Annotated in this window: 20 protein-coding genes; 11 read left to right on the forward strand and 9 right to left on the reverse strand. The window is 74.4% G+C overall.

What is annotated here, in order from left to right; all coding sequences use genetic code 11:
* Positions 1 to 68 precede the first annotated feature (68 nt).
* On the forward strand, positions 69 to 1,136 hold the full coding sequence (locus MF672_RS34910; RefSeq protein ID WP_247815569.1) for an anti-sigma factor: 1,068 nt from the start codon (positions 69 to 71) through the stop codon (positions 1,134 to 1,136).
* 46 nt (positions 1,137 to 1,182) lie between these two features.
* Complete coding sequence (locus tag MF672_RS34915; protein WP_242381205.1) at positions 1,183 to 3,426, forward strand: M64 family metallopeptidase; 2,244 nt, start codon at positions 1,183 to 1,185, stop codon at positions 3,424 to 3,426.
* Here the strand turns inward: MF672_RS34915 and MF672_RS34920 are convergent.
* From MF672_RS34920 to MF672_RS34950, 7 genes are all read right to left on the reverse strand, one after another.
* A complete protein-coding gene (locus MF672_RS34920; protein ID WP_242381206.1) occupies positions 3,370 to 4,377 on the reverse strand; it encodes a phosphotransferase family protein in 1,008 nt (335 codons plus the stop codon). The genes MF672_RS34915 and MF672_RS34920 overlap by 57 nt on opposite strands.
* Positions 4,378 to 4,394: 17 nt before the next feature.
* Positions 4,395 to 5,393, reverse strand: coding sequence for a LacI family DNA-binding transcriptional regulator (locus MF672_RS34925; protein ID WP_242381207.1), 999 nt, complete (start codon positions 5,391 to 5,393; stop codon positions 4,395 to 4,397).
* Positions 5,374 to 6,783, reverse strand: coding sequence for a GH1 family beta-glucosidase (locus MF672_RS34930; RefSeq protein WP_242381208.1), 1,410 nt, complete (start codon positions 6,781 to 6,783; stop codon positions 5,374 to 5,376). The genes MF672_RS34925 and MF672_RS34930 overlap by 20 nt, the downstream gene beginning before the upstream one ends.
* Positions 6,780 to 7,610, reverse strand: a complete 831-nt coding sequence (locus tag MF672_RS34935) for a carbohydrate ABC transporter permease (RefSeq protein ID WP_242381209.1) — start codon at positions 7,608 to 7,610, stop codon at positions 6,780 to 6,782. The genes MF672_RS34930 and MF672_RS34935 overlap by 4 nt, the downstream gene beginning before the upstream one ends.
* On the reverse strand, positions 7,607 to 8,563 hold the full coding sequence (locus tag MF672_RS34940; protein ID WP_242381210.1) for a carbohydrate ABC transporter permease: 957 nt from the start codon (positions 8,561 to 8,563) through the stop codon (positions 7,607 to 7,609). The genes MF672_RS34935 and MF672_RS34940 overlap by 4 nt, the downstream gene beginning before the upstream one ends.
* Before the next feature lie 57 nt (positions 8,564 to 8,620).
* Positions 8,621 to 9,961, reverse strand: a complete 1,341-nt coding sequence (locus tag MF672_RS34945; protein WP_242381211.1) for an extracellular solute-binding protein — start codon at positions 9,959 to 9,961, stop codon at positions 8,621 to 8,623.
* A 504-nt stretch (positions 9,962 to 10,465) separates the two neighbouring features.
* Positions 10,466 to 11,164 carry a GNAT family N-acetyltransferase gene (locus tag MF672_RS34950; RefSeq protein WP_242381212.1) on the reverse strand — a complete coding sequence of 233 codons (699 nt, stop codon included), beginning with the start codon at positions 11,162 to 11,164 and terminating at the stop codon, positions 10,466 to 10,468.
* 177 nt (positions 11,165 to 11,341) lie between these two features.
* Between MF672_RS34950 and MF672_RS34955 the strand changes: the two genes are divergently transcribed.
* Positions 11,342 to 12,253 (forward strand): MBL fold metallo-hydrolase, encoded by a 912-nt coding sequence (locus tag MF672_RS34955; protein WP_242381213.1) that lies wholly within the window; start codon positions 11,342 to 11,344, stop codon positions 12,251 to 12,253.
* Here the strand turns inward: MF672_RS34955 and MF672_RS34960 are convergent.
* Both MF672_RS34960 and MF672_RS34965 read right to left on the reverse strand, forming a co-directional pair.
* Positions 12,148 to 12,513, reverse strand: coding sequence for an ArsR/SmtB family transcription factor (locus MF672_RS34960; protein WP_308210595.1), 366 nt, complete (start codon positions 12,511 to 12,513; stop codon positions 12,148 to 12,150). The genes MF672_RS34955 and MF672_RS34960 overlap by 106 nt on opposite strands.
* The gene (locus tag MF672_RS34965) at positions 12,510 to 12,734 is read right to left on the reverse strand and encodes a hypothetical protein (protein ID WP_242381214.1); all 225 of its coding nucleotides are present in this window, start codon (positions 12,732 to 12,734) and stop codon (positions 12,510 to 12,512) included. Before MF672_RS34965 ends, MF672_RS34960 begins: the two co-directional genes overlap by 4 nt.
* 213 nt (positions 12,735 to 12,947) lie before the next feature.
* On the opposite strand from MF672_RS34965, the gene MF672_RS34970 reads away from it, so the two are divergent.
* From MF672_RS34970 to MF672_RS35005, 8 genes are all read left to right on the forward strand, one after another.
* Entirely contained in the window at positions 12,948 to 13,364 is a 417-nt protein-coding gene (locus tag MF672_RS34970) for an Hsp20/alpha crystallin family protein (RefSeq protein WP_242381215.1), read from the forward strand.
* A gap of 106 nt (positions 13,365 to 13,470) precedes the next feature.
* Positions 13,471 to 14,586, forward strand: coding sequence for a universal stress protein (locus MF672_RS34975; RefSeq protein WP_242381216.1), 1,116 nt, complete (start codon positions 13,471 to 13,473; stop codon positions 14,584 to 14,586).
* Positions 14,583 to 14,780: a PLD nuclease N-terminal domain-containing protein gene (locus tag MF672_RS34980; protein WP_242381217.1), complete on the forward strand. Its 198-nt coding sequence runs from the start codon at positions 14,583 to 14,585 to the stop codon at positions 14,778 to 14,780. The genes MF672_RS34975 and MF672_RS34980 overlap by 4 nt, the downstream gene beginning before the upstream one ends.
* Entirely contained in the window at positions 14,777 to 15,679 is a 903-nt protein-coding gene (locus MF672_RS34985) for an ABC transporter ATP-binding protein (protein ID WP_242381218.1), read from the forward strand. The genes MF672_RS34980 and MF672_RS34985 overlap by 4 nt, the downstream gene beginning before the upstream one ends.
* A complete protein-coding gene (locus tag MF672_RS34990; RefSeq protein ID WP_242381219.1) occupies positions 15,676 to 16,428 on the forward strand; it encodes a hypothetical protein in 753 nt (250 codons plus the stop codon). The genes MF672_RS34985 and MF672_RS34990 overlap by 4 nt, the downstream gene beginning before the upstream one ends.
* 396 nt (positions 16,429 to 16,824) lie before the next feature.
* The gene (locus tag MF672_RS34995; protein ID WP_242381220.1) at positions 16,825 to 17,967 is read left to right on the forward strand and encodes a site-2 protease family protein; all 1,143 of its coding nucleotides are present in this window, start codon (positions 16,825 to 16,827) and stop codon (positions 17,965 to 17,967) included.
* 113 nt (positions 17,968 to 18,080) lie between these two features.
* Positions 18,081 to 18,905 (forward strand): 2-oxo acid dehydrogenase subunit E2, encoded by an 825-nt coding sequence (locus MF672_RS35000; protein ID WP_242381221.1) that lies wholly within the window; start codon positions 18,081 to 18,083, stop codon positions 18,903 to 18,905.
* A 293-nt stretch (positions 18,906 to 19,198) separates the two neighbouring features.
* A complete protein-coding gene (locus MF672_RS35005) occupies positions 19,199 to 19,723 on the forward strand; it encodes a flavin reductase family protein (protein WP_242381222.1) in 525 nt (174 codons plus the stop codon).
* The last annotated feature ends 3 nt before the right edge of the window (positions 19,724 to 19,726 follow it).

Raw genomic sequence — 19,726 nt, forward strand, 5'->3', positions numbered from 1 at the left:
CGTGCCATCCGGCGTGCCCGAGCGGCCGAAGTACATGCGTGAGCCGCCTCTCGCCTCGGAAGTGGACCATGAACGACGACCTCCACGCCCTCTCCGGCCCCTACGCCGTGCACGCGCTGCCGTACGGGGAGTGGGTGCTGTTCGAGGAGCACCTGCGCGGCTGCGGGACGTGCGGGACGGAGGTGCGGCGGCTGCGGGAGACGGCCGCGCGGCTGGCGGAGGCGGTGGCCGCGCCGCCGCCCCCGCCGCTGCGGACCCGCCTGCTCACCGCCGCCTACCGCCGCCGGCCCTGGCCGCCCGGCCTGCATGCAACGCCCGGGACCCCCTCCAGGCCCGCCCCCCGGCCCGTCCCCGGCCCCGACACGAGCCCCGACGCGAGCCCCGACGCGAGCCCGGACACCGGCCAGGGCGAGGCGAGGGCGGAGGCGCGAGAGCCGGGTGACGCCGACGCGGCGACGGTCGTCGAGTTGCCCCGCACGGCGGTCATGGCGAGGGCGCCTCAGGGGGCGGCGGCGCCGCGCGTGGAGGGGACGGCGGGCGCGGCCGGGGCGGTGCGGGCCCGGGGGCGGGCCTACCGGGCGGTGGCCGGGCTGGCGGCGGCGTGCGCGGCGGTCGCCGTCGGCCTCGGCGCGCTCGCCCTGGACGCCCGCCGCGACGCCGCCGGCCTCGCCGCCGTCAACCACCGGCTCAGCGACGCCAACGACCGCCTCATCGCGGCCAACGACCGGCTGAGCGCCGTCAACGAGCGCCTCACCGGCGTCAACGACCGCCTCGGCGCCGCCGGCCGGCAGGTCGTCGCCGTGTTGTCCGCGCCGGACGCGAGGACGGTCCGCCATCCGGCCACCTCGGGCGGCACCGCCACCCTGGTGCTCTCGCGCTCGGCGGCCCGCCTGCTGTTCACCACCTCCGGCCTGCCCGAGCTGCCCGCCTCGAAGGGCTACGAGCTGTGGCTGACGGGCCGGGACGGGCCGCGCCCGGCCGGGCTCCTGGGCCGCGCCGAGGAGGGCGTCACCGCGCCCGTGGTGGTCACGCCGCGTCCCGGCGAGGCGCGGGTGGCGCTCACGGTCGAGCCCGCGCGCGGCTCGCGGCGGCCGACCACCGCGCCGGTCCTGCTGGCGGACCTGCCCGGCGCGTGAAGGAGGACCCTGGGCAAAGATCGCTTTTCACGAGATAGTGCGAGACATGCGTAGATCAGCGGCCCTGCTCCCGGCCGTCGTCCTGCTGTGCGCGGCGCTGTCCCCGGCCCCGGCCGCCGCCGCGGAGCCCGGCGCCGCGACGGTCGTGCCCGTGCAGGTCACCGGCCCGCCGGCCAAGCGGTTCAACCTCATCGTCATGGGCGACGGCTACACCGAGGCCGACCAGGCGAAGTTCCGGGCCGACGTGGACCGGCACCTCAACGTCATGTGGTCGATCGAGCCGTTCAAGTCCTACCGGAACTACGTCAACGTCTACCGGATCGACATCGTCTCCGGCGAGTCCGGCGTCAGCTGCGACCCCGGCCTCGACGCCCCGCGCCGCACCACCCCGCTGAGCATGGGCTTCTGGGGCCGCTGCAACCCGGCGAGCGTCCAGCGCCTCATCACCATGGACAACGCCGCCGCCACCCGCTACGCCGACCTGGTGACCGGCGCCACGTCCGGCAACCGGCAGATCCTCGCCCTGGCCAACAGCGGCACCTACGGCGGCGCCGGCGGCTCGTACGCCACCGCCTCGGGCAGCAACAGCATGTCGGCCCTGATCAGCCCGCACGAGCTGGGCCACTCGCTGGGCGGCCTGCAGGACGAGTACGACTACTACCAGCGCGGCGTCCCCGGCGGCGCCTACACCGGCCCCGAGCCGGCCAGCGCCCACCACACCCTGCTCACCGAGCAACAGCTCCGCGACCAGCGGCGCAAGTGGTGGCGCTGGCTGGGCGAGCCGAGCGAGTCCGGCGGCCCGATCGGCCGCTACGAGGGCGGCCTCTACTACACGAGCGGCGTGTGGCGGCCGAGCGCGCACTCGATGATGAAGACCCTCGGCTACTACTACGACCAGGTCGCCCGCGAGGTGATGACGCAGCGCATCACCGCCAAGACCGCCGTCGTCCAGGACGCGACGCCGGCCGGCGCGCCCGTCGGGGCCGACCGGGTCCTGTGGGTGGAGCCGATGCGCCCGGTCAGCCACTCGCTGACGACCACCTGGAGCGTGGACGGCCGCGTCCTGCCCGGCGACCGCGACGCGCTCGACCTGCGCACGCTGGGTCTCGCGCCGGGCACGCACACGGTCACGGCCACCGTCGCCGACCCGACCGGCTTCGTCCGCGACCCGGCGATCAGGGCCGCGCTCACCGGCACCCGCACCTGGAGCGTGGACACCGCGCTCACCACCCCGCCCGACGGGACCGAGCCCGCCGTCGTCTCCTCGACGCCCACGGACCGGCCGCTCGGCCGCGCCGACGTCGTCCACGTCGAGACCACCCACCCCGCCGCGGAGATCCCCCGGATCACCTGGACGCTCGACGGGAAGGAGACCGAGGGCGGCACCGAGCTGGACCTCGGCGCGCTCGGCCTGGCGGCGGGCGGCCACACCCTCACCGCGTCGCTCGGCGGGCGCACGCTCACCTGGCAGGTCGACGCCGAGCCGCCGGTCACGGCGTACGAGCTGTCGCAGCCGCTGGCCCGCGCCGGCGACACCTACGTCTACAACGGCCCCTTCACCATGCGGCTCACCGGCGCCGACGACCGCGCCGGCCACGTGGTCGCGGAGTCGCGGGTGGACGGCGACGGCTGGTTCAACTACTTCGGCTGGCCCACCTCCTCCGAGCTGCCGTGGACGTTCTCCGAGCAGGGCACTGTCATCGACTCGCTGGTGTACGGCAAGCTGCCGCGCGGCCGCCACACGGTCGAGTACCGCTCGATCGACGCGGCCGGCAACACGGGCGCGGCGAGGAGCTTCACCGTCACCACGATCGCCCCGCCGCCCGCCTGCACCCGCACGCTCACCGGCGAGCACCGGGGCCCGCTGGCCGCCGCCGCCGGCGTCACCTGCCTCGACCACGCGCAGGTCACCGGCCCGGTCACGGTCCGCCCCGGCGCGTCGCTGGTGGCCACCGGCGGGCGCGTCACGGGCGCGCTGGCCGCCGCGGACCCGGCCGCCGTGCACCTGCTCGGCGCCCGCGTCGAGGGCGCGCTGACCGTCTCGGGGGCCGGGGAGCTGGTGGTCGTGGGAGCCGAGGTGCGCGGCGCGGCGCTGCTGACCGGCAACACCGCGCCGGTCCTGTCCGGCACCACGGTCAGGGGCGCGCTCGCCTGCTCGGGCAACACCGCCGCCCCCGCCGACCTCGGCGTCCCGAACGACCTGGCCGGCGCCGGGGCCGGGCAGTGCGGCCGGCTATCCCACGGCGTCCAGGGAGGGGCGTACGAGGCGGTCCAGCACCTGGGACAGTGAGCTGAAGGCCGCGTCGCGCAGCCTGGCGTACTCCTCCTCGGGATACTGGCGGGGCCCGTTCTCGGCCAGCAGGATCAGCGACAGGTAGGCCCGGTAGAGGTCGAGCCGGGTCAGCGCAGCGGGCGTCAGCTCCAGCGGCGTCACCTCGCGGTAGCCCGCCAGCAGCGGATCGTCCTCGCGCAGCTCGCCGAAGATGGTCGGCGTGACGAACTCGGCGACCGGGTCGCCCCAGAACGCCCGCTCGTGGTCGATGAGGGCCTGGATGCGGGGCGTGCCGCGCAGGTCGAGGAAGACGTTGCCCACCCACACGTCGAAGTGCACCAGGTGGGGGACCGTGACCTCGTCCAGCACGGGCGCGGCGGCCTCGAACACGGCCATGATCTGCGCGGCCGGCCGGGGCAGCGGAGTCGGCCAGCGCCCGGTGTCGGCGAGCAGCGCCCGCACCATCGCCAGGAACGCCTCCCGCCAGGTGGCGCCGGTGATGCCGGCGTGCGGGTAGCCGAACACCTCGCCGGTCACCCCGTTGAACCTGGCCAGCAGGCGGCCCAGCTCGCGGCGCAGCTCGGCGCCGCGGCCGGGGTCGACGGACTCCTGGGCCAGGTTCCACGAGACCCCGTCGAGCGCGGCCAGCATGAGGTAGTCGCCGCCGAGCACCGGGTCGTCGAACCCGGCGTGCAGCAGCCCGGCCACCGGCACGCCGGCGCCGGCCGCCAGCGCGATGGCGTCGGCCTCCGTGCGCAGCAGGTTGCGCTCGTAGCTGAGCTGCTCCAGCTCGGGCGGCGGGGCCACCTTCAGCACCACCTCGCGCCCGTCCAGCAGGGCCAGCCGCCACACCGCGTTGGCGTAGCCGTCGGTCAGCTCGGTGGCCGACGCGACGCCGGCGCCGAGGGCCCGCCGGGCCAGGGCGTCGAGCTCGGCGGGCGATAACCGGCGTTTGGTCCTGCTGTCCACGGGGCTCCTTCAGGGGGTCAGGCGGACTCCCGCCGGACGAGGTGGGTGTCGAGGATGACGACGGGCTGGCGCAGCTCCTCGCCGTTGATGCGGGCGACCAGGAGCTGCGCCATCTGCCGGCCCATGGCCTCCGTCGGCTGGTGGACGGTGGTGAGCGGCGGGTCGGCGTGCAGCGCGGCCTTGGAGTCGTCGAAGCCGATCACCGCGACGTCGTGCGGGATGCTGCGGCCCTCGGCCTTCAGCACCCGCATCGCGCCGAGCGCCATCGGGTCGGAGGCGGCGAAGACCGCGTCCAGCTCGGGATGGCGATGCAGCAGCTCCGCCATCGCCGCCGCGCCGCTCTGCTCCGAGAAGTCGCCGAAGGCGACCAGCTCGGACAGGCCCGAGGGCAGCAGCGCGTCGCGGTAGCCGGCCAGACGGTCGACGCCCACGCCCATGTCCTGGGGGCCGGCGATGGCCGCGATCGCGCCGCGGCCGAGGCTGAGCAGGTGCTTGACCGCCTGCCTGGCCCCGGCCCTGTTGTCCATGTCGACGTAGCTGTACGGATCGAGGCCGACGGGGCGGCCGCCGAGCACGGTCGGCACGCCCATCGCCTCCAGCCGGCCCGGCAGCGGATCGGCGCCGTGCAGCGACAGCAGCAGCACGCCGTCGACGTGCTGCCCCGTCAGGTAGTGCTCCAGCCGCGCGTGCTCCTCCGGGGTGCGCGCCATCGCCAGGATGAGCTGCAACCCGGTCTCGGCCAGCGCCGAGCCGATGCCGCGGATGGTGCCGGCGAAGTACGGCTCGTCGAACACCCTGAGCTGCGACTCCGACACCACCAGCGCCACCGTGTCCGTGCGGCGCGTCACCAGCGCGCGCGCCGCACGGTTGGGCACGTAGCCCAGCTCGCGAATGGCCAGCTCGACGGCCTCACGGGCCTTGGCGCTGACGTTCGGCGAGCCGTTGATGACCCTCGACACCGTGCCCCGGCCTACACCTGCCCGGGCCGCTACGGCCTCAAGAGTCGGTCGGTTCATGGGTTCTATTCTGCCGGATGATCTCCGCGTACCAGAGCGCGCTGTCCTTGAGCAGCCTCTCCTGGCTGTCGAAGTCCACGTGGACCAGGCCGAACCGCTTGCCGTAGCCCCACGCCCACTCGAAGTTGTCCATCAGCGACCAGGCGAAATACCCCTCCAGGGGCACGCCGGCGTCGATGGCCGCCTTGCACGCGCCGAGGTGCGCCTCGAAGTACGCGGTCCGCTGCGGGTCGTGCACGCGGCCGTCCTCGATGACGTCGTCGAACGCGGCGCCGTTCTCGGAGACCACCATCGGGACGCGCGGGTAGTCCCGCGCGACCCGGGTGAGGATCTCGACCAGGCCGCCCTCGTCGATCTCCCAGCCCATCGCCGTCACCGGGCGGCCCCCGTTGACGAACGACACGTGCTCGCTGCCGACCCACGGGGAACCCGAGTCCGTGGGGGCCGCCGCCGCCGACTGCCGGCCGCCTGGTGCTCCCGAGACCGTGAAGCGGCTGTAGTAGTTGACGAGCAGCACGTCGATGGGCGCGTTGATGGTCTTGAGGTCGCCCGGCCTGAGCCAGTCGAGGTCGCCGGGCAGGTCGGCCAGTACGTCCTCGGGGTAGCGGCCGAGCAGCAGCGCGTCCAGGAAGAAGCGGTTCTGCAGGCCGTCGATGCGGCGGGCCGCGTCCAGGTCCTCCGGGCTGTCGGTCTGCGGGCTGATCGCGTACAGGTTGACGCAGCCGCCGACGCGGCGCGCGCCCATCGCCTGCACGGCCAGGCCGTGCGCCAGGTTGAGGTGGTGCGCGCCCCTGATCGCGTTCTCGGGCTCGCGCCGGCCGGGGGCGTGCTCCCCGGAGGCGTAGCCGAGGAACGCGGCGCACCATGGCTCGTTGACGGTGCTGAAGGTGTGGACGTGGTCCTTCAGCGCCTCGTGGACGGTCGCGGCGTAGTCGGCGAAGCAGTGCGCGACGTCCCGGTTGGGCCAGCCGCCCTTGTCCTCCAGCTCCTGCGGCAGGTCCCAGTGGTAGAGGGTCAGCCACGGGTCGATGCCGTGCTCGCGCAGCTCGTCGCACAGGCGCTTGTAGAAGTCCAAGCCCTTCTGGTTGACCGGGCCCGAGCCGGTGGGCTGGATGCGCGGCCACGACACCGAGAAGCGGTAGGCGGTCAGGCCCAGGTCCGCCATGATCCCGACGTCCTCGCGGAAGCGGTGGTAGTGGTCGATCGCCACGTCCGCGTTGTGCCCGTTGAGGATCTTGCCCGGCGTCGCGGTGAAGGTGTCCCAGATCGAGGCGCCCCGCCCGTCCTCGGCGACGGCCCCTTCGATCTGGTACGCGGAGGTCGCCGCGCCGAACGCGAAGCCCGTGGGGAAGCGGAGCCCGGAACGCGTCTGTTCCTCTTGTGTCGTCACGCCTTGACCGCACCTTCCATGAGTCCGCCCACGATCTGACGGCCGAATGCGATGAATACTGCGACTAGCGGGATGATGGACAGCGCCGTGCCCGCGAAGATCAACGTGTAGTTCGTGGAGAACCGCGCGTTGAGCGAGGTGATCGCGATCTGCACGGTGGGGTTGTCCGGGGTGAGCACGATCAGCGGCCACATGAAGTCGTTCCACATGAGCATGAACGTGTTGATGCCGAGCACCGCCATGCCCGGCCGCACGGCCGGCAGCACGACGTTCCACCAGATGCGCAGCGTCGCCGCGCCGTCCACCCTGGCCGCCTCGACCAGCTCCATCGGCACGGCCTGGCGCGTGTACTGCGTCATGAGGAACACGCCGAACCCGTTGAGCAGGTACGGCAGGATGACCGCCTTGAGCGTGCCGGTCCACTCCAGGCTCACCATGAGCCGGTAGAGCGGCACCACGCCCATCTGCTGCAGCGGCACGGCCATCGTCAGCAGCACCAGCACGAGCAGCACGTTGCGGCCCTTGAAGGTCAGGTTCGCGAACGAGAAGCCGGCGAGGGTGGAGATGATGACGACGGAGACCGTCACCGTGGCGGCGACGATGAACGAGTTCGTCAGGCCCAGCAGGAACTTGGCGTCCTCGTTGTTGAGCACCGCGATGATGTTGTCGCCCAGGTTGCCGCCCGGCAGGAACGGCGGGGGCACCGCCACCGCGTCGGCGTTCGTGCGCGAGGCGATGACCAGCATCCAGTACAGCGGGAACGCCGACAGGACGATGGCCAGCGCCAGCATGACCCTGGTGAAGACGGTCGGAGACCAGTTGGTCATTTCGTGCCTCCGATCCTGCGCACGAACAGGAAGTTGATCGCGGCACCGATGAGGATGAGCAGGAACAGCAGCCAGGCGGCCGCGGCGGCGTAGCCGTAGTCGAACTCGCGGAAGCCCTGCTTGACGATGAACATGGCGACCGTCTGGAACTGGCCCTGCGAGCCGCCGTCGACGTTGCCGCCGTAGAAGGTGGTCGGCTCGGAGAACAGCGTCAGGCCGCCGATGGTGGAGTTCAGCACCACGAAGATGAGGGTCGGGCGCAGCATCGGCAGCGTGATCTGCCAGAACTGGCGGCGGCGCGAGGCGCCGTCGATCGCGGCGGCCTCGTACAGGTCGCGCGGGATCGTCTGCATGCCGGCCAGGAAGATGATCGCGTTGTAGCCGGTCCAGCGCCAGTCGACCATGGTGGCGATGGCCAGCCAGGACGGGACGCGCTCGGCCCGCCAGTTGACGGCGTCCACGCCGAACCAGCTCAGGATCCAGTTCACCAGGCCCCAGTCGCGGGCGAAGAGCTGGGTGAACACGACGGCGACCGCGACGACCGAGGTCACCAGCGGCAGCAGCACGCTCATGCGGATCGCGAGGCGGAACTTGAAGCGCTTGTTGAGCGCGTTGGCCAGGAACAGCGCGAACAGCATCTGCGGCACCGTGGCGATGAAGAACATGGCGACGGTGTTGACCACCGCGCGCCAGAAGTCCTCGTCGCCGAGCAGCGCGGTGTAGTTGCCCAGCCCGGTCCACTCGGTGGTGCCGGCCAGGTCGTAGTCGTAGAGCGAGTAGTAGAGCGTGAAGGCCAGCGGGAAGAGCCCGAAGGCGGCGAACAGCAGGAAGTACGGGGACACCAGGAAGTACGGCATCGCCTTGACGTCGAATCGCGAGCGCCAGCGGCGGCGGGCCGGGCGGGCACGGCGGCGGTGGCTCCGTGACCCGTCCCACGGGGTGTCGAGGCTCATAACAGACCTTTCAGCGGCAACATGCCCGGCCCGCTCGTGGCGGGCCGGGCGGGAGGATCAGCCCGCGGCCTTGACCGCGTCGTCGACCAGCTGCTGCCAGGCCTTGTCGTAGGGGACGGAGCCGTCGTCCATGCCCTGGATGACGGACTCGATGGCGTTCTTGACCTGGGCGTGCTTGACGCCGAGGAAGACCGGCTGGAGGGAGGCGGCGGACTTGGCGAAGATCTCACCGATGGGGGCGTCGTTGAAGAACTCGTTCTTCGCGCCCTGGACGGCCGGGTCCTGCTGGGCCTTGGTGTTGCTCGGCATGTTGCCGAAGTCGGTGAAGATGCTGGCCTCGGTCTGCGCCTGGGTCAGGTAGTCGGCCACCATGGCCGCTTCCTTCGGGTGCTTGGACTGCTTGGGCACGGCCAGCCAGGAGCCGCCCCAGTTGCCGCCGCCGCCGGGCACGGCCGCGACGTCCCACTTGCCCTTGCCGCCGTCGCCGGCGTTGCCGCTGACCACGCCGAGCATCCAGGACGGGCAGCCGACCGTGGCGAAGGCGCCCTTCTGGGTGCCCGCGGCCCACTCGTCGGTGAAGTTGCGCAGCTTGGCGGTCAGGCCCTGCTGGCTCATCTTCGAGGCGAAGTCGAAGGCGTTCTTGACCGCCGGGTTCTTGTCGACGATCAGGTTGTTCTGCTGGTCGAAGTAGGTGACGTTGCCGTTCTTGGCGGCCTCCTGGTACAGGTACACCTGGTACAGGGTGTTGGTGCCGTCAGTCCACTTCGTGTCCTTGACCTTGCCCTGGAACTGCTGGCCGACCTTGATGAACTCGTCCCACGTCGGCCACAGGGCGCTGACCTTGTCGCGCTCGCTCGGCAGGCCGGCCTTCTTGAACAGGTCGGCGCGGTAGCACAGGCTCATGCCGCCGATGTCGGTGCCGAGACCGAACACCTTGCCGTCAGCGGTGACGCCGTTCTCCCACTTCCAGGCGGGGAAGTCGGCCTTGCGGGAGTCCAGGCCGTACTCCTTCAGGTCGGCCCACCACTCGGGGTGCGCCTTGGCCAGGCCCATGCCGCCCTCGTCGATGCCGACCACGTCGCCCGCGCCCGTGCCGGACGTGAGCCACTGAATCATCTGCGGCCAGTACTGCTGCTCGAACTGGTCCGTCAGGTGCTCTTCCTTGATCTGGATGTCCTTGTGCTCGGCGTTCCACTTCGTGATGGCGTTCTTGTAGCCGAAGTTGCTGCCGCCGCCGAACGTCTGCACGCGGATGGTGACCGGTTCGGCCGCCCCGGACGAGGCGGGAGCGCTGGACTGCGAAGTGCCGCCGCCGCCGGAGCTGCAGGACGCCACGGTCAGCGCCGCCGCGGCGAGCACCGAGGCCGCGGTCAGACCGCGCCGCTTGCTGATCATCATGGTGGACCCCTTCTCGGGTGAATGTTGGGGGAGTGCACCGCGGCACGCGCTCCGCCGCGGTGGGAGTCTTTGGGAGCGCTCCCACAAAGGGTGCACTTGCCGTCGTTGCCCGTCAATCCACCGAAACGCAACCGTTACCTCTGGGGCGGTTTGTGACGGTGAAACGGGATTCGAGGGCGATAAGCACGCAAAAGGCGGATTGGGAGCGCTCCCATCACAACAGACACGTTTCGTGTCGGATGAAGGGCATGTCGCCCGTACGCAGGGCACTTGCTGCCCGTCACCCCGCCAGTCATCCACGTCGGACGGGCGGTTCCAACCGGGTCGCAACGAAGATCCAAGTCACTTGCAGCCGGCCGGTGGTGGAATCGCTGGCGGTTGCGGCGAAGGCGGCGCGGTCGGCTCGGGGTCCTCGGAGCGACGGCCGCGCCGGGGCCGCGTGAAACCGCTCACACGGGAACGCCCGGCCGTCCGGACCTCGCGCCGGGCGTTCCCCGAGGGGCGTCAGGACCGTCCACGCTCCTGTGGCGCGTCGCCGGAGGAGTGTCGAAGGTGCCGGTGGTCGCGGTCGAGCGCGATCGCCACCTCCGCGAGGCCCTGCCTGATCTGCGCCCGGCCGCCCGCGGCGCCGTCACCGCTCCCGTCGCCGGTCTCGTCGCCGGTCTCGTCGCCGGTCTCGTCGCCGGTCCCGTCGCCGGTCTCGCTGCCGGCCACCAGCGCCGCCACCGGCAGGTTGTCGGCCAGGTAGAGCGCGGTGAACGTGTCGTAGCCGCGGTCCAGCGCCGCCGTGGCCAGCAGCTCCACCAGGGCCGTCGCCAGGCCCGCCCGCCGCCACAGCGGATCCACGGCCACCGCCACCTCCGCCGTGCGGCCCGCCACCGGTTCGTAGCGCGCGATGGCCACGCCCCCGCCGGTCGCCGGGTCGAAGCCGACCAGCGCCAGCCGCCGGACGTAGTCCACCTCCGTCAGGTGCCGCAGCAGCCGCTCGGTCAGGGGCGGCGGGGAGCCCAGGAAGCGGCTGCGCAGCGTCTCGCCGTCCGCCTGCCGGATGGCCGTGGCCAGCGCGGGGGCGTCGCCCGGCACGATGGGCCGGACGAACACCGCCCTGCCGTCCGCCAGCGTGACCGTCCGCTCCAGAGCGCGCGGGTAACCGGGCGGACGGGTGCCGAGGGCAGCGTTCGGGGAACGATCCGTGGTTCTCATGGCGCACCTCCCTCACCGCCACTGTCCCGGGAGGCGGGACGCGGCGGGCAGGGACGTACGGGCCAGGACCGCAGGGACCTTCGCCCTCTCGTCGGGGCCGCCGCCGGATCGGGACCAACGGCCCTTCCCGTCGCCCGCTCCCGCGCCGATGGTGGGAGCACAGGAAGGGGGTGCGCGATGGCGGCAGCGTGTCCGCGCCCGGTGGAGATCGCCCCGGGCGTGCACCGGCTGGAGACCGGCCGGGGGCTCATGGAGGCGAACGTCTACCTCGTCCACTCCTCCGCCGGCGGCCTCGTCGTGGTCGACACGGCGTGGGCGGGCCGCGCGCCCGCCGTCCGCCGCGCCGCCGAGGCGGTCGCCCGGGGCCGGACGGAGGCCGTCCTGCTGACGCACGTCCACCCGGACCACTCGGGGGCGGCGGCGGCGCTGGCCCGGGCCTGGCGCGTGCCGGTGTACCTGCATCCGGAGGAGCTGCGCTTCGCGCCCGGCCGGTACCTGCCCGAGTTCGCGCACCCGCTGGACCGGCGCGTCGTCGCGCCCCTGATGCGGCTCGTGCCGGGCCGGCTGCGGGAGGCGGCCCGGGTCGAGGGCAGCCTGGAAGGGCTCGCCGTCGCGTACGAGCCGGGGCGGGGCGTGCCGTTCCTGCCCGGCTGGCGCTGCGTGCCGACGCCCGGCCACACGCCCGGCCACGTGGCGTTCTTCCGTCCTGAGGACGGGCTGCTGATCAGCGGCGACGCCGTCGTCACGGTCGAGCTGAACGCGCCGCTCCGCTTCCTGCGCGAGACCCGCGAGCTGTCCGGGCCGCCGCGCTGGACCACCTGGGACTGGGCGCGGGCGGCGGCCTCGGTCCGGGCGCTGGCGGCGCTACCGGTGCGGACGCTCGCCCCCGGCCACGGCCGCCCGCTCGCCCTCGACGGGGCCGCCCGCCTGCTCGCGCTCGCCGACCGGATGGAACGCGGCCGCCGGGCCCGCGTCCGGGCCGCTCACGACACCGGCTCCGGGCACAGGGTGACGGTGTGGCCGGTGGCGGCCAGCAGCTCCTCGGCGGAGGCGAGCAGGCCCATCAGCTCGGGCCGGGTCAGCGAGTAGAACGACTGCCGCCCTTCGGCCCGGTAGCCGACCAGGCCGCAGCCCCGCAGGCAGGCCAGGTGCTTGGAGACCGTGGACTGGGGCAGGCCGAGCCGGGCGGTCAGGTCGACGACGCGGGCCTCGCCCCGCGCCAGGGTCTGCAGGATGCGCAGGCGGGTCTCGTCGGACAACGAGTGGAAGAGCGCGGCGGCGGGCGACAGACCGGGCGCGGCGCGGGCGCCGGGACACCGGCCGCCGCCGGGATCGGCCGTCCGGTTCACGGCCGGCTCGTCCGCTCCGCCATCACCACGGTCAGCGGGTTGCGCACCGGGCCGAGGGCGCGGGCCGCCATGGGCGTCAGGATCACCACCAGGACCTCCGAGGGCAGCGTCGCCCACGCTAGCCGCACCGCCTCCGGCGTGTCGGCGGGCACCACGACCGCCCCCGCCAGCCCGAAGTCCAGCACCCTGGCCGACTCACCGAGCACCGCGATCCGACCCATCACGCCCTCCCGACGAGGAAGCCCCCGACCACCGGCCCGCCCCCGGCGGCGCCGCCGCCGAGGGACAGAGGTTGCCTACATGGGACCCCGCCGACCGCCGCCGGGACAGTGCCGAAGGGCCCTGGCGGATGGGGCCATCGTCCTCTTGGGCGGCCGGATCGCGGTGTGTGTGCTGGAGGTGAGGGTTCAGCGTCGAAGCGGGAGGAGGCCGCGATGAACCTGCCTGAGCGGAGGGACATGATGAGGTTCCCCTTCCCTGAGCTGTTCGAATGGCTGGAGCACCCGATGTTCGGGTTCCGGCCGTTCGGTCAGGTCGTGCGGATCGAGGACTACGTCGCCGACGGGCGCTACTTCGTACGGGCCGAGATGCCCGGGATCGACCCCGACAAGGACGTGGAGATCACCGTCCACGACGGGGTGCTGCACATCCGGGCCGAGAAGACGCACAAGGCCGCCGAGCCGCGTCGCTCGGAGTTCTCCTACGGCTCGCTCTACCGGGCGGTCACCCTGCCCGCCGGGGCCAAGGAGGACGACGTCAAGGCCACCTACAAGGGCGGGATCCTGGAGGTCAGCGTCGGGCTGGCCGAGAGCAGGAAGGCCGAGGGCCGGCGGATCGCCGTCGAGCACTGAGGCCGTACGGGAGCGCGGGCGGGGACCGGGACGAGCCCCTGCCCGCGCTCGCGTCGCCGGGGGCCGGGAAGCGGCCGCGCGGCGGTTCGTGGAGAGGAGGCCGGCGATGAGGATTCCGACGAGAGACCCGGCGGTCCGCCGACGGGTCGTGGCCGGCGTGGACGGCTCGGACGCGGCGAACCTGGCGCTGGACTGGGCGGCCGACGACGCCGCCAGGCGCGGGCTCGGTCTGCGGGTCGTGCACGTACGTGAGCCGTGGGCGGCCGAGCACCCCGTGACCGCCGCCTGGGCCCACCAGACGAGGACCGCCCAGGGCGAGGCGCTGCTGCACGCGGCCGTGGAGCGGGCCAGGGCACGCGTCCCCGGGCTGGAGCCGGAGAGCGTGCTGATCACCGGCGCGGTCCTCGAACGCCTGCGCACCGAGGCGGACACCGCCGACACCCTGGTGCTGGGCAGCTACGGGCTGGGCGGCCTGGCCGGGCTCGTGACGGGCTCGGCCGGCAACGCGCTGGCGGGCCACGTGCCCTGCCCGGTGGTGATCGTCAGGCAGCCGGACGGCTCGGCCGGCGACAAGGTCGTCGTGACCGGTGACAGGATCGTCGCGGGCCGGGGCGGCATGGCCGGAGGCGAGGTCGTCGCGGGCCGGGGCGGCGCGGCCGGTGGCGAGGTCGTCGCGGGCCGGGGCGGCATGGCCGGAGGCGAGGTGACCGGGGCCCGGGGCGGCATGGCCGGAGGCGAGGTCGTCGCGGGCTACGACGGGTCGGCCGACGCCGAGGCGGCGCTCGCCTACGCCGTGACGCAGGCCCGGGCGCGCGGTGTCCGGGTGCGCGCGGTCCACGCGGAGCAGGCGCTCGCGCTCGTCACGCCCTCGCTCGGCCGCCGGCCCGCGCCGCACCGCACGCTGTCGGCCACCCTGGAGGACCTGCTCGCGCCGTGGCGGGCCCGGCACCCCGACGTCGAGATCGTCGAGTCGCTGGTCGCCGGGCCGCCCGTGCAGGCCCTCGCCCGCGCCTCGCGCGGGGCCGCGCTGCTCGTGGTCGGCTGCCGCGGCCTCGGCGGGCTGTCGTCGGCGCTGCGCGGCTCGGTCAGCACGGGCCTGCTGCACCGGGCGCGCTGCCCGCTCGCCGTGGTCCGGGCGCCCCGTGCGGAGGATCAGGCGGAGGGCCGGGCGGAGGGCCGGGCGGAGGGCCGGGCGGCCTCGTCCGGAGGAGGCCGGCCATGAACCGCCTCGACATCCCGGTCGCGGCGCTCGCGCCGCTGGTCGTCGTCCTCGGGCTGTTCCTCGCCTACTGCCTGGTGGACCTGGCCCGGTCCCGGGTGCGTTACCTGCCCAAGTGGGCGTGGGCGCTGATCTGCGTCGCGTCCGTGCCGCTCGGCGGGATCGTCTACCTCCTCGTCGGGAGGGAGCCCCGGTGACGGGCCCCCGGGAGACGGCCGCCGTCGCGACGCACGGCCTGGACAAACGGTACGGGCCGCACGTCGCGCTGGCCGGGGTCGAGCTGGCCGTGCCCGAGGGCGCCGTCTACGGGCTCGTCGGCCCGAACGGAGCCGGCAAGACCACGCTGCTGGCCGTGCTGGCCGGGCTGCGCAGGCCGTCCGCCGGCCGGGTCGACCTCGCCGTGCCGCGCGGACGGGTGGCGTTGCTGCCCGACACGCCGCAGTTCGAGCCGTGGCTGACCGGCCGCGAGGTGGTGGCGCTGGCCCGGCGCCTCACCGCCCCCGGCGAGCCCGCGGGCCGCGAGGACGAGGTGCTGGCCGACGCCGAGCTGACCGCGGCGGCCGACCGGCGCGTCGGCGGCTACTCGCGCGGCATGCTGCAACGGCTCGGCCTGGCCGCCACCGTCGTCGGCCGGCCCGGGCTGCTGCTGCTCGACGAGCCCGCCTCCGCGCTCGACCCGGCGGGCCGGCGGGAGGTGCTCGACCTCATCGCGAACCTGCGCGGCAAGGCCACCGTGGTCCTGTCCAGCCACATCCTGGCCGACGTGCAGGAGGTGTGCGACACGGTCGGCATCCTGCGGGAGGGCCGGCTGCTGTTCCAGGGGCCGCTGGCCGAGCTGCTGGTGGGCCGGGCGGTGCCCGCCTACCTGGTGCGGTTGCGCCCGCCGGCCGCGCCCGCCGCCGCCGCGCTGCGCGGCCTCGGCTGGGTGCGCGGCGTCGAGGCGCTGGACGGGCAGCGGCTGCGCGTGACCGTCCGCAGCCTGGAGGAGGCGGAACGGCGGCTGCCCGGCGCGCTCGCGGACTGCGGCGCCCGCGTGGTGAGCCTCGCGCCCCAGGCCGCCGACCTGGAGGACGTGTTCCTGGAGCTGACGTCATGACCCTGTGGCGGCTGGAATGGCTGCGGCTGATCCGCACCCGGCGGCTGGTCGCCGTCCTCGGCGCGTACGTGTTCTTCGGCCTCACCGGCCCGCTGACCGCCCGCTACCTCAGCGAGATCCTGGGCCGGCTCGGCACCGGGGGCGTGCGGGTGGAGTTCCCGCCGCCCACGCCCGCCGACGGCGTCGCCCAGTTCACCGCGAACGCCTCCCAGATCGGCCTGCTGGTCGTGGTGCTGGTGGCCGCCGCGGCGCTGGCGTTCGACGCCCGCCGCGAGATGGCGGTCTTCCTGCGCACCCGGGTACGCGGCGCGGCCCCCATCCTGCTGCCCGCCTACCTGGTCACGACCGGGGCCGCCGCGGCGGGCCTGGTCCTCGGCGCGCTGGCCGCCTGGTACGAGACCGCCGTGCTCATCGGCCCCCTGCCGGCCGGGCCGATGCTGGCCGGGATGGCGTGCGGGGCGCTGTTCCTGGCGTTCGCGGTGGCGCTCACCGCGCTGGCCGCCGCGCTGACCCGGGGCGTGCTCGCCACGGCCGGCGCGACGCTGGCGGTCCTGCTCGCCGTGGCCGCCGTGGACGGGCTGACCGGCGCTCCCTGGCTGCCGACCCGGCTGGCGGGCGCGATGGAGGAGCTGGTGCGCGGCGGGCCGGGCGCGGGGCTGGGGCTGCTGCCGTGCGCCGGGCTGACGGCGGCCCTGGCGGCGGGCGCGCTCACCGGCGCGGTCCTGCTGGCCACCCGCCGCGAGATCTGACGGCCGCGCCCCGCCTCCCACCTCCCCACCTCCCCACCTCCGGACCTCGCACCCGCGCGCGGGAACGGGCCTCCCCGGCGGCCTCTTCGTGCCGCGCCAGGACGGCCGGCGTCTCCGCCCCAGGGGCGGTCGGCGCGAGGGTGAGTGGCGCGGGGGTGAGTGGCGCGGGGGTGAGTGGCGCGGGGGTGAGTGGCGCGGGGGTGAGTGGCGCGGGGGTGAGTGGCGCGGGGGTGAGTAGCGCGAGGGTGAGTGGCGCGAGGGTGAGTGGCGCGAGGGCGAGCGGCGCCAGGGTGAGTGGCGCCAGGGTGAGCGGCGCGGGCCCTGGGGCGAAAGTCCCGTCGGGGGTGGGCGGAACGCCTCTGGATCGGCTCGCCGGCCCCGGCCGATCATCGGCTCATGAGGCAGAGCCTGCGCCTCGGCCGGGTGGCCGGCGTCCCGGTCGGCGCTCACTGGTCCGCGCTCGGCGTCGTCCTGCTGGTGGCGGGGGTCCTCGGCGGCGTGGTGCTGCCGGCCGTCGCGCCCGGGTCAGGGCCGGCGGCGGACTGGGCCGCCGGCGTCGCGACCGGCCTGCTGCTGATGGCCTCGCTGCTGGCGCACGAGCTGGCCCACGCCCTGGTGGCGCGGCGTCGCGGCCTGGAGGTGGTGTCCGTCACGCTGTGGGTGCTGGGCGGCGTCACCGAGTTCCGCGGCGAGCCGCCGACGCCCAGGATCGAGCTGGAGACGGCCGTCGCCGGGCCCGTCACGAGCCTCGCGCTGGGCGGCCTCGCGCTCGCGGGCGGGACCCTGCTGCCCGCGACGGGGCCGGCGGGCCCCGCCGTGTCCTGGCTGGCGGCGATGAACCTGCTGATCGGCGCGTTCAACCTGCTGCCGGGCAGCCCGCTCGACGGCGGGCGGGTGCTGCACGCCCTGCTGTGGCGGCACTACGGCGACCGCGGGCGCGCGGACGCCGCCACGGCCCGCGCGGGCTACGGGCTCGGCGCCGGCCTGTCGCTGCTGGCGTTCGCCGCCATGTGGGCCTGGAACTGGCTCGCCGGCCTGTGGCTGCTGGTCACCGGCTGGTACATCATGACCGCGGCCAGGGGCGAGGCGACGGGCCGGGCCGCCCGGCAGGGGCTCGGCGGGGTGCTCGTCAGGGACGTGATGACGGCCGATCCCGATCTGGCGCCGTCCTGGATGAGCGTGCAGGACCTGGTCACCGGCGTGGTGCTCGGCTCCCGCCAGTCGGTCTTCCCCGTCGTCGGGTTCGCGGGGACGCCGGTCGGGGCCCTCTCGCTGGAGACGCTGCTCGCCGTGCCCCCGGCTCGCCGGGCCGCCACCCGGGTCGGGACGCTGACGGGCGGCCGGCCGGCGCCCCGGGTCGTGTCCCCGGACGACGCGGCCGTGACCCTCCTGGAGAGCGCCGGGCCGGCCGGGACGCGGGGCGGCCCGCTGCCGGCCGTGGTCGTCGAGGGCGGGCGGGTGGTCGGCATGGTCACCGCCGCCGACCTCGGGCGCATGGTCCAGCAGGCGCTGCTCAAGCCCCTCACCGCGATCCCCTGACCCGCGCGACCGCGTCCCCGGCCCAGGGCGGACGGCAGCAGGGGGCGGAGGTCCCGGGGGAGGGGGGACGTTCGGCCGGTGCGCGGCGCGTCCCCGCGGACTGCCATGGAGGTATGTCCCCACGCCTGAGCGGCTGGCGGCGGCTGGCGATGGCCGGCTGGCGCCCGCCCCGCGACCCCCAGTTCTACGGCGAGCTGGACCTGGACGCCACGCCCCTGCTCGCCTTCCAGGAGGACGTCAGGCAGGCGACGGGCGTGCGCGTCACGATGACGCACCTGGCCGGGCGGGCGGTGGCGCACGCCTTGGCGGCCGTCCCCGAGCTGCGCGTCCGCCTGGCCCGCGGCCGGCTGCGCCCGCGCGAGAGCGTGGACGTGTTCTTCATCGTGGCGACCGGCGGCGGCCACGAGCTGACCGGGCTGAAGGTCCGCGACGCCGACCGCAAGCCGGTCACCGCCGTCGCCGGGGAGCTGAGCGCCCGCCGCTCCAGGCTGGCCGAGGGCGTGGACCCCGAGCTGGGCCCGGCCAAGTCGCTGATGGCCCGCGTGCCGCGGTGGCTGCTGCGCCCGGCGCTGCTGCTGTCCGCCTGGCTCACCTCCGATCTCGACCTGGACCTGTCCCGGCTCGGCCTGCCCCGCCAGCCGTTCGGCGGCGCGATGGTCACGTCGGTGGGCATGTGGGGGATCGACCGCGCCTTCTCGCCGCTCGGCGACTTCTACCGGATCCCGGTGCTGGTGCTGGTCGGCGCGGTGCGGGAGCGGCCGGTGGCGGTGGCGGGCGAGGTCGTCGCCCGCCCGGTGCTGACGCTCACCGCGACCTTCGATCACCGCTACACCGACGGCTTCCACGCGGCCCGCTTCGCCGCCGCCGTCCAGGAGTACTGCGCGGATCCGGCCCGCTTCGAGCCACCAATTCCCGTTAAAACCAGTAGGGAATATTGACTTACGGCCGGGCGCGATCTAACGTCGAGGACATGAGCCAGGGCATCCTCCTGACCAGGCGCCCCCACGTGGACCACGGCCACGTCGCCAGCGCCCAGTGTCGCTGATCACGGACTCCGTCACCGCCCACCCACCCTCGTGCTCCGGCGTGGCCACCGCCGCCCACGCCCAGTCGCCAGGCGACGCCCACCGCGACCCGCGCCTGCCTCCCATGAGGAACCATCCGTGAGGAACCTTCTCGTGACCCAGCCTCCGACCATGTCCAGCGGCACGTCCCCGGCGGGGACGCGCGCATGACCCACACCCTGCCGGACGCCCGCACCGGCCGCCCCGTCACCGCCGACGACTTCCGGGAGGCCCTGGCCGTCCACGCCAGCGGCGTCGTCGTCATCACCGCCCAGCACGCCGGCGCCCCCGTCGGCCTGACCGCCACCTCCTTCTCCTCCGTCAGCCTCGACCCCCCGCTCGTCTCCTTCTACGTCGACCGCGCCTCCACCACCTGGCCGCGGCTCGGCGCCGCCGACCACTTCGCGGTCAACATCCTGGCCAGCGACCAGGCCGAGCTGGCCACCCGCTTCGCCCGCAAGGGCGTGGACCGCTTCGCCGAGCCCACCCGCTGGCGGGCCGGCCCGCTCGGCGCCCCGCTGCTGCAGGACGTCTCCGCCCACCTCATCTGCCTGCCGTACGAGACCGCCGACGTCGGCGACCACGTGCTGGTCGTGGGCCTGGTCGCCGAGGCCCGCGTGCACGGCGCCGGCCGGCCGCTGCTCTACCACCAGGGCCGCTTCGGCCGCTTCCTGGCCCACCCCGCATCCTGACCT

Origin of the sequence: Actinomadura luzonensis (assembly GCF_022664455.2) — a bacterium.
Lineage (GTDB): Bacteria > Actinomycetota > Actinomycetes > Streptosporangiales > Streptosporangiaceae > Nonomuraea > Nonomuraea luzonensis.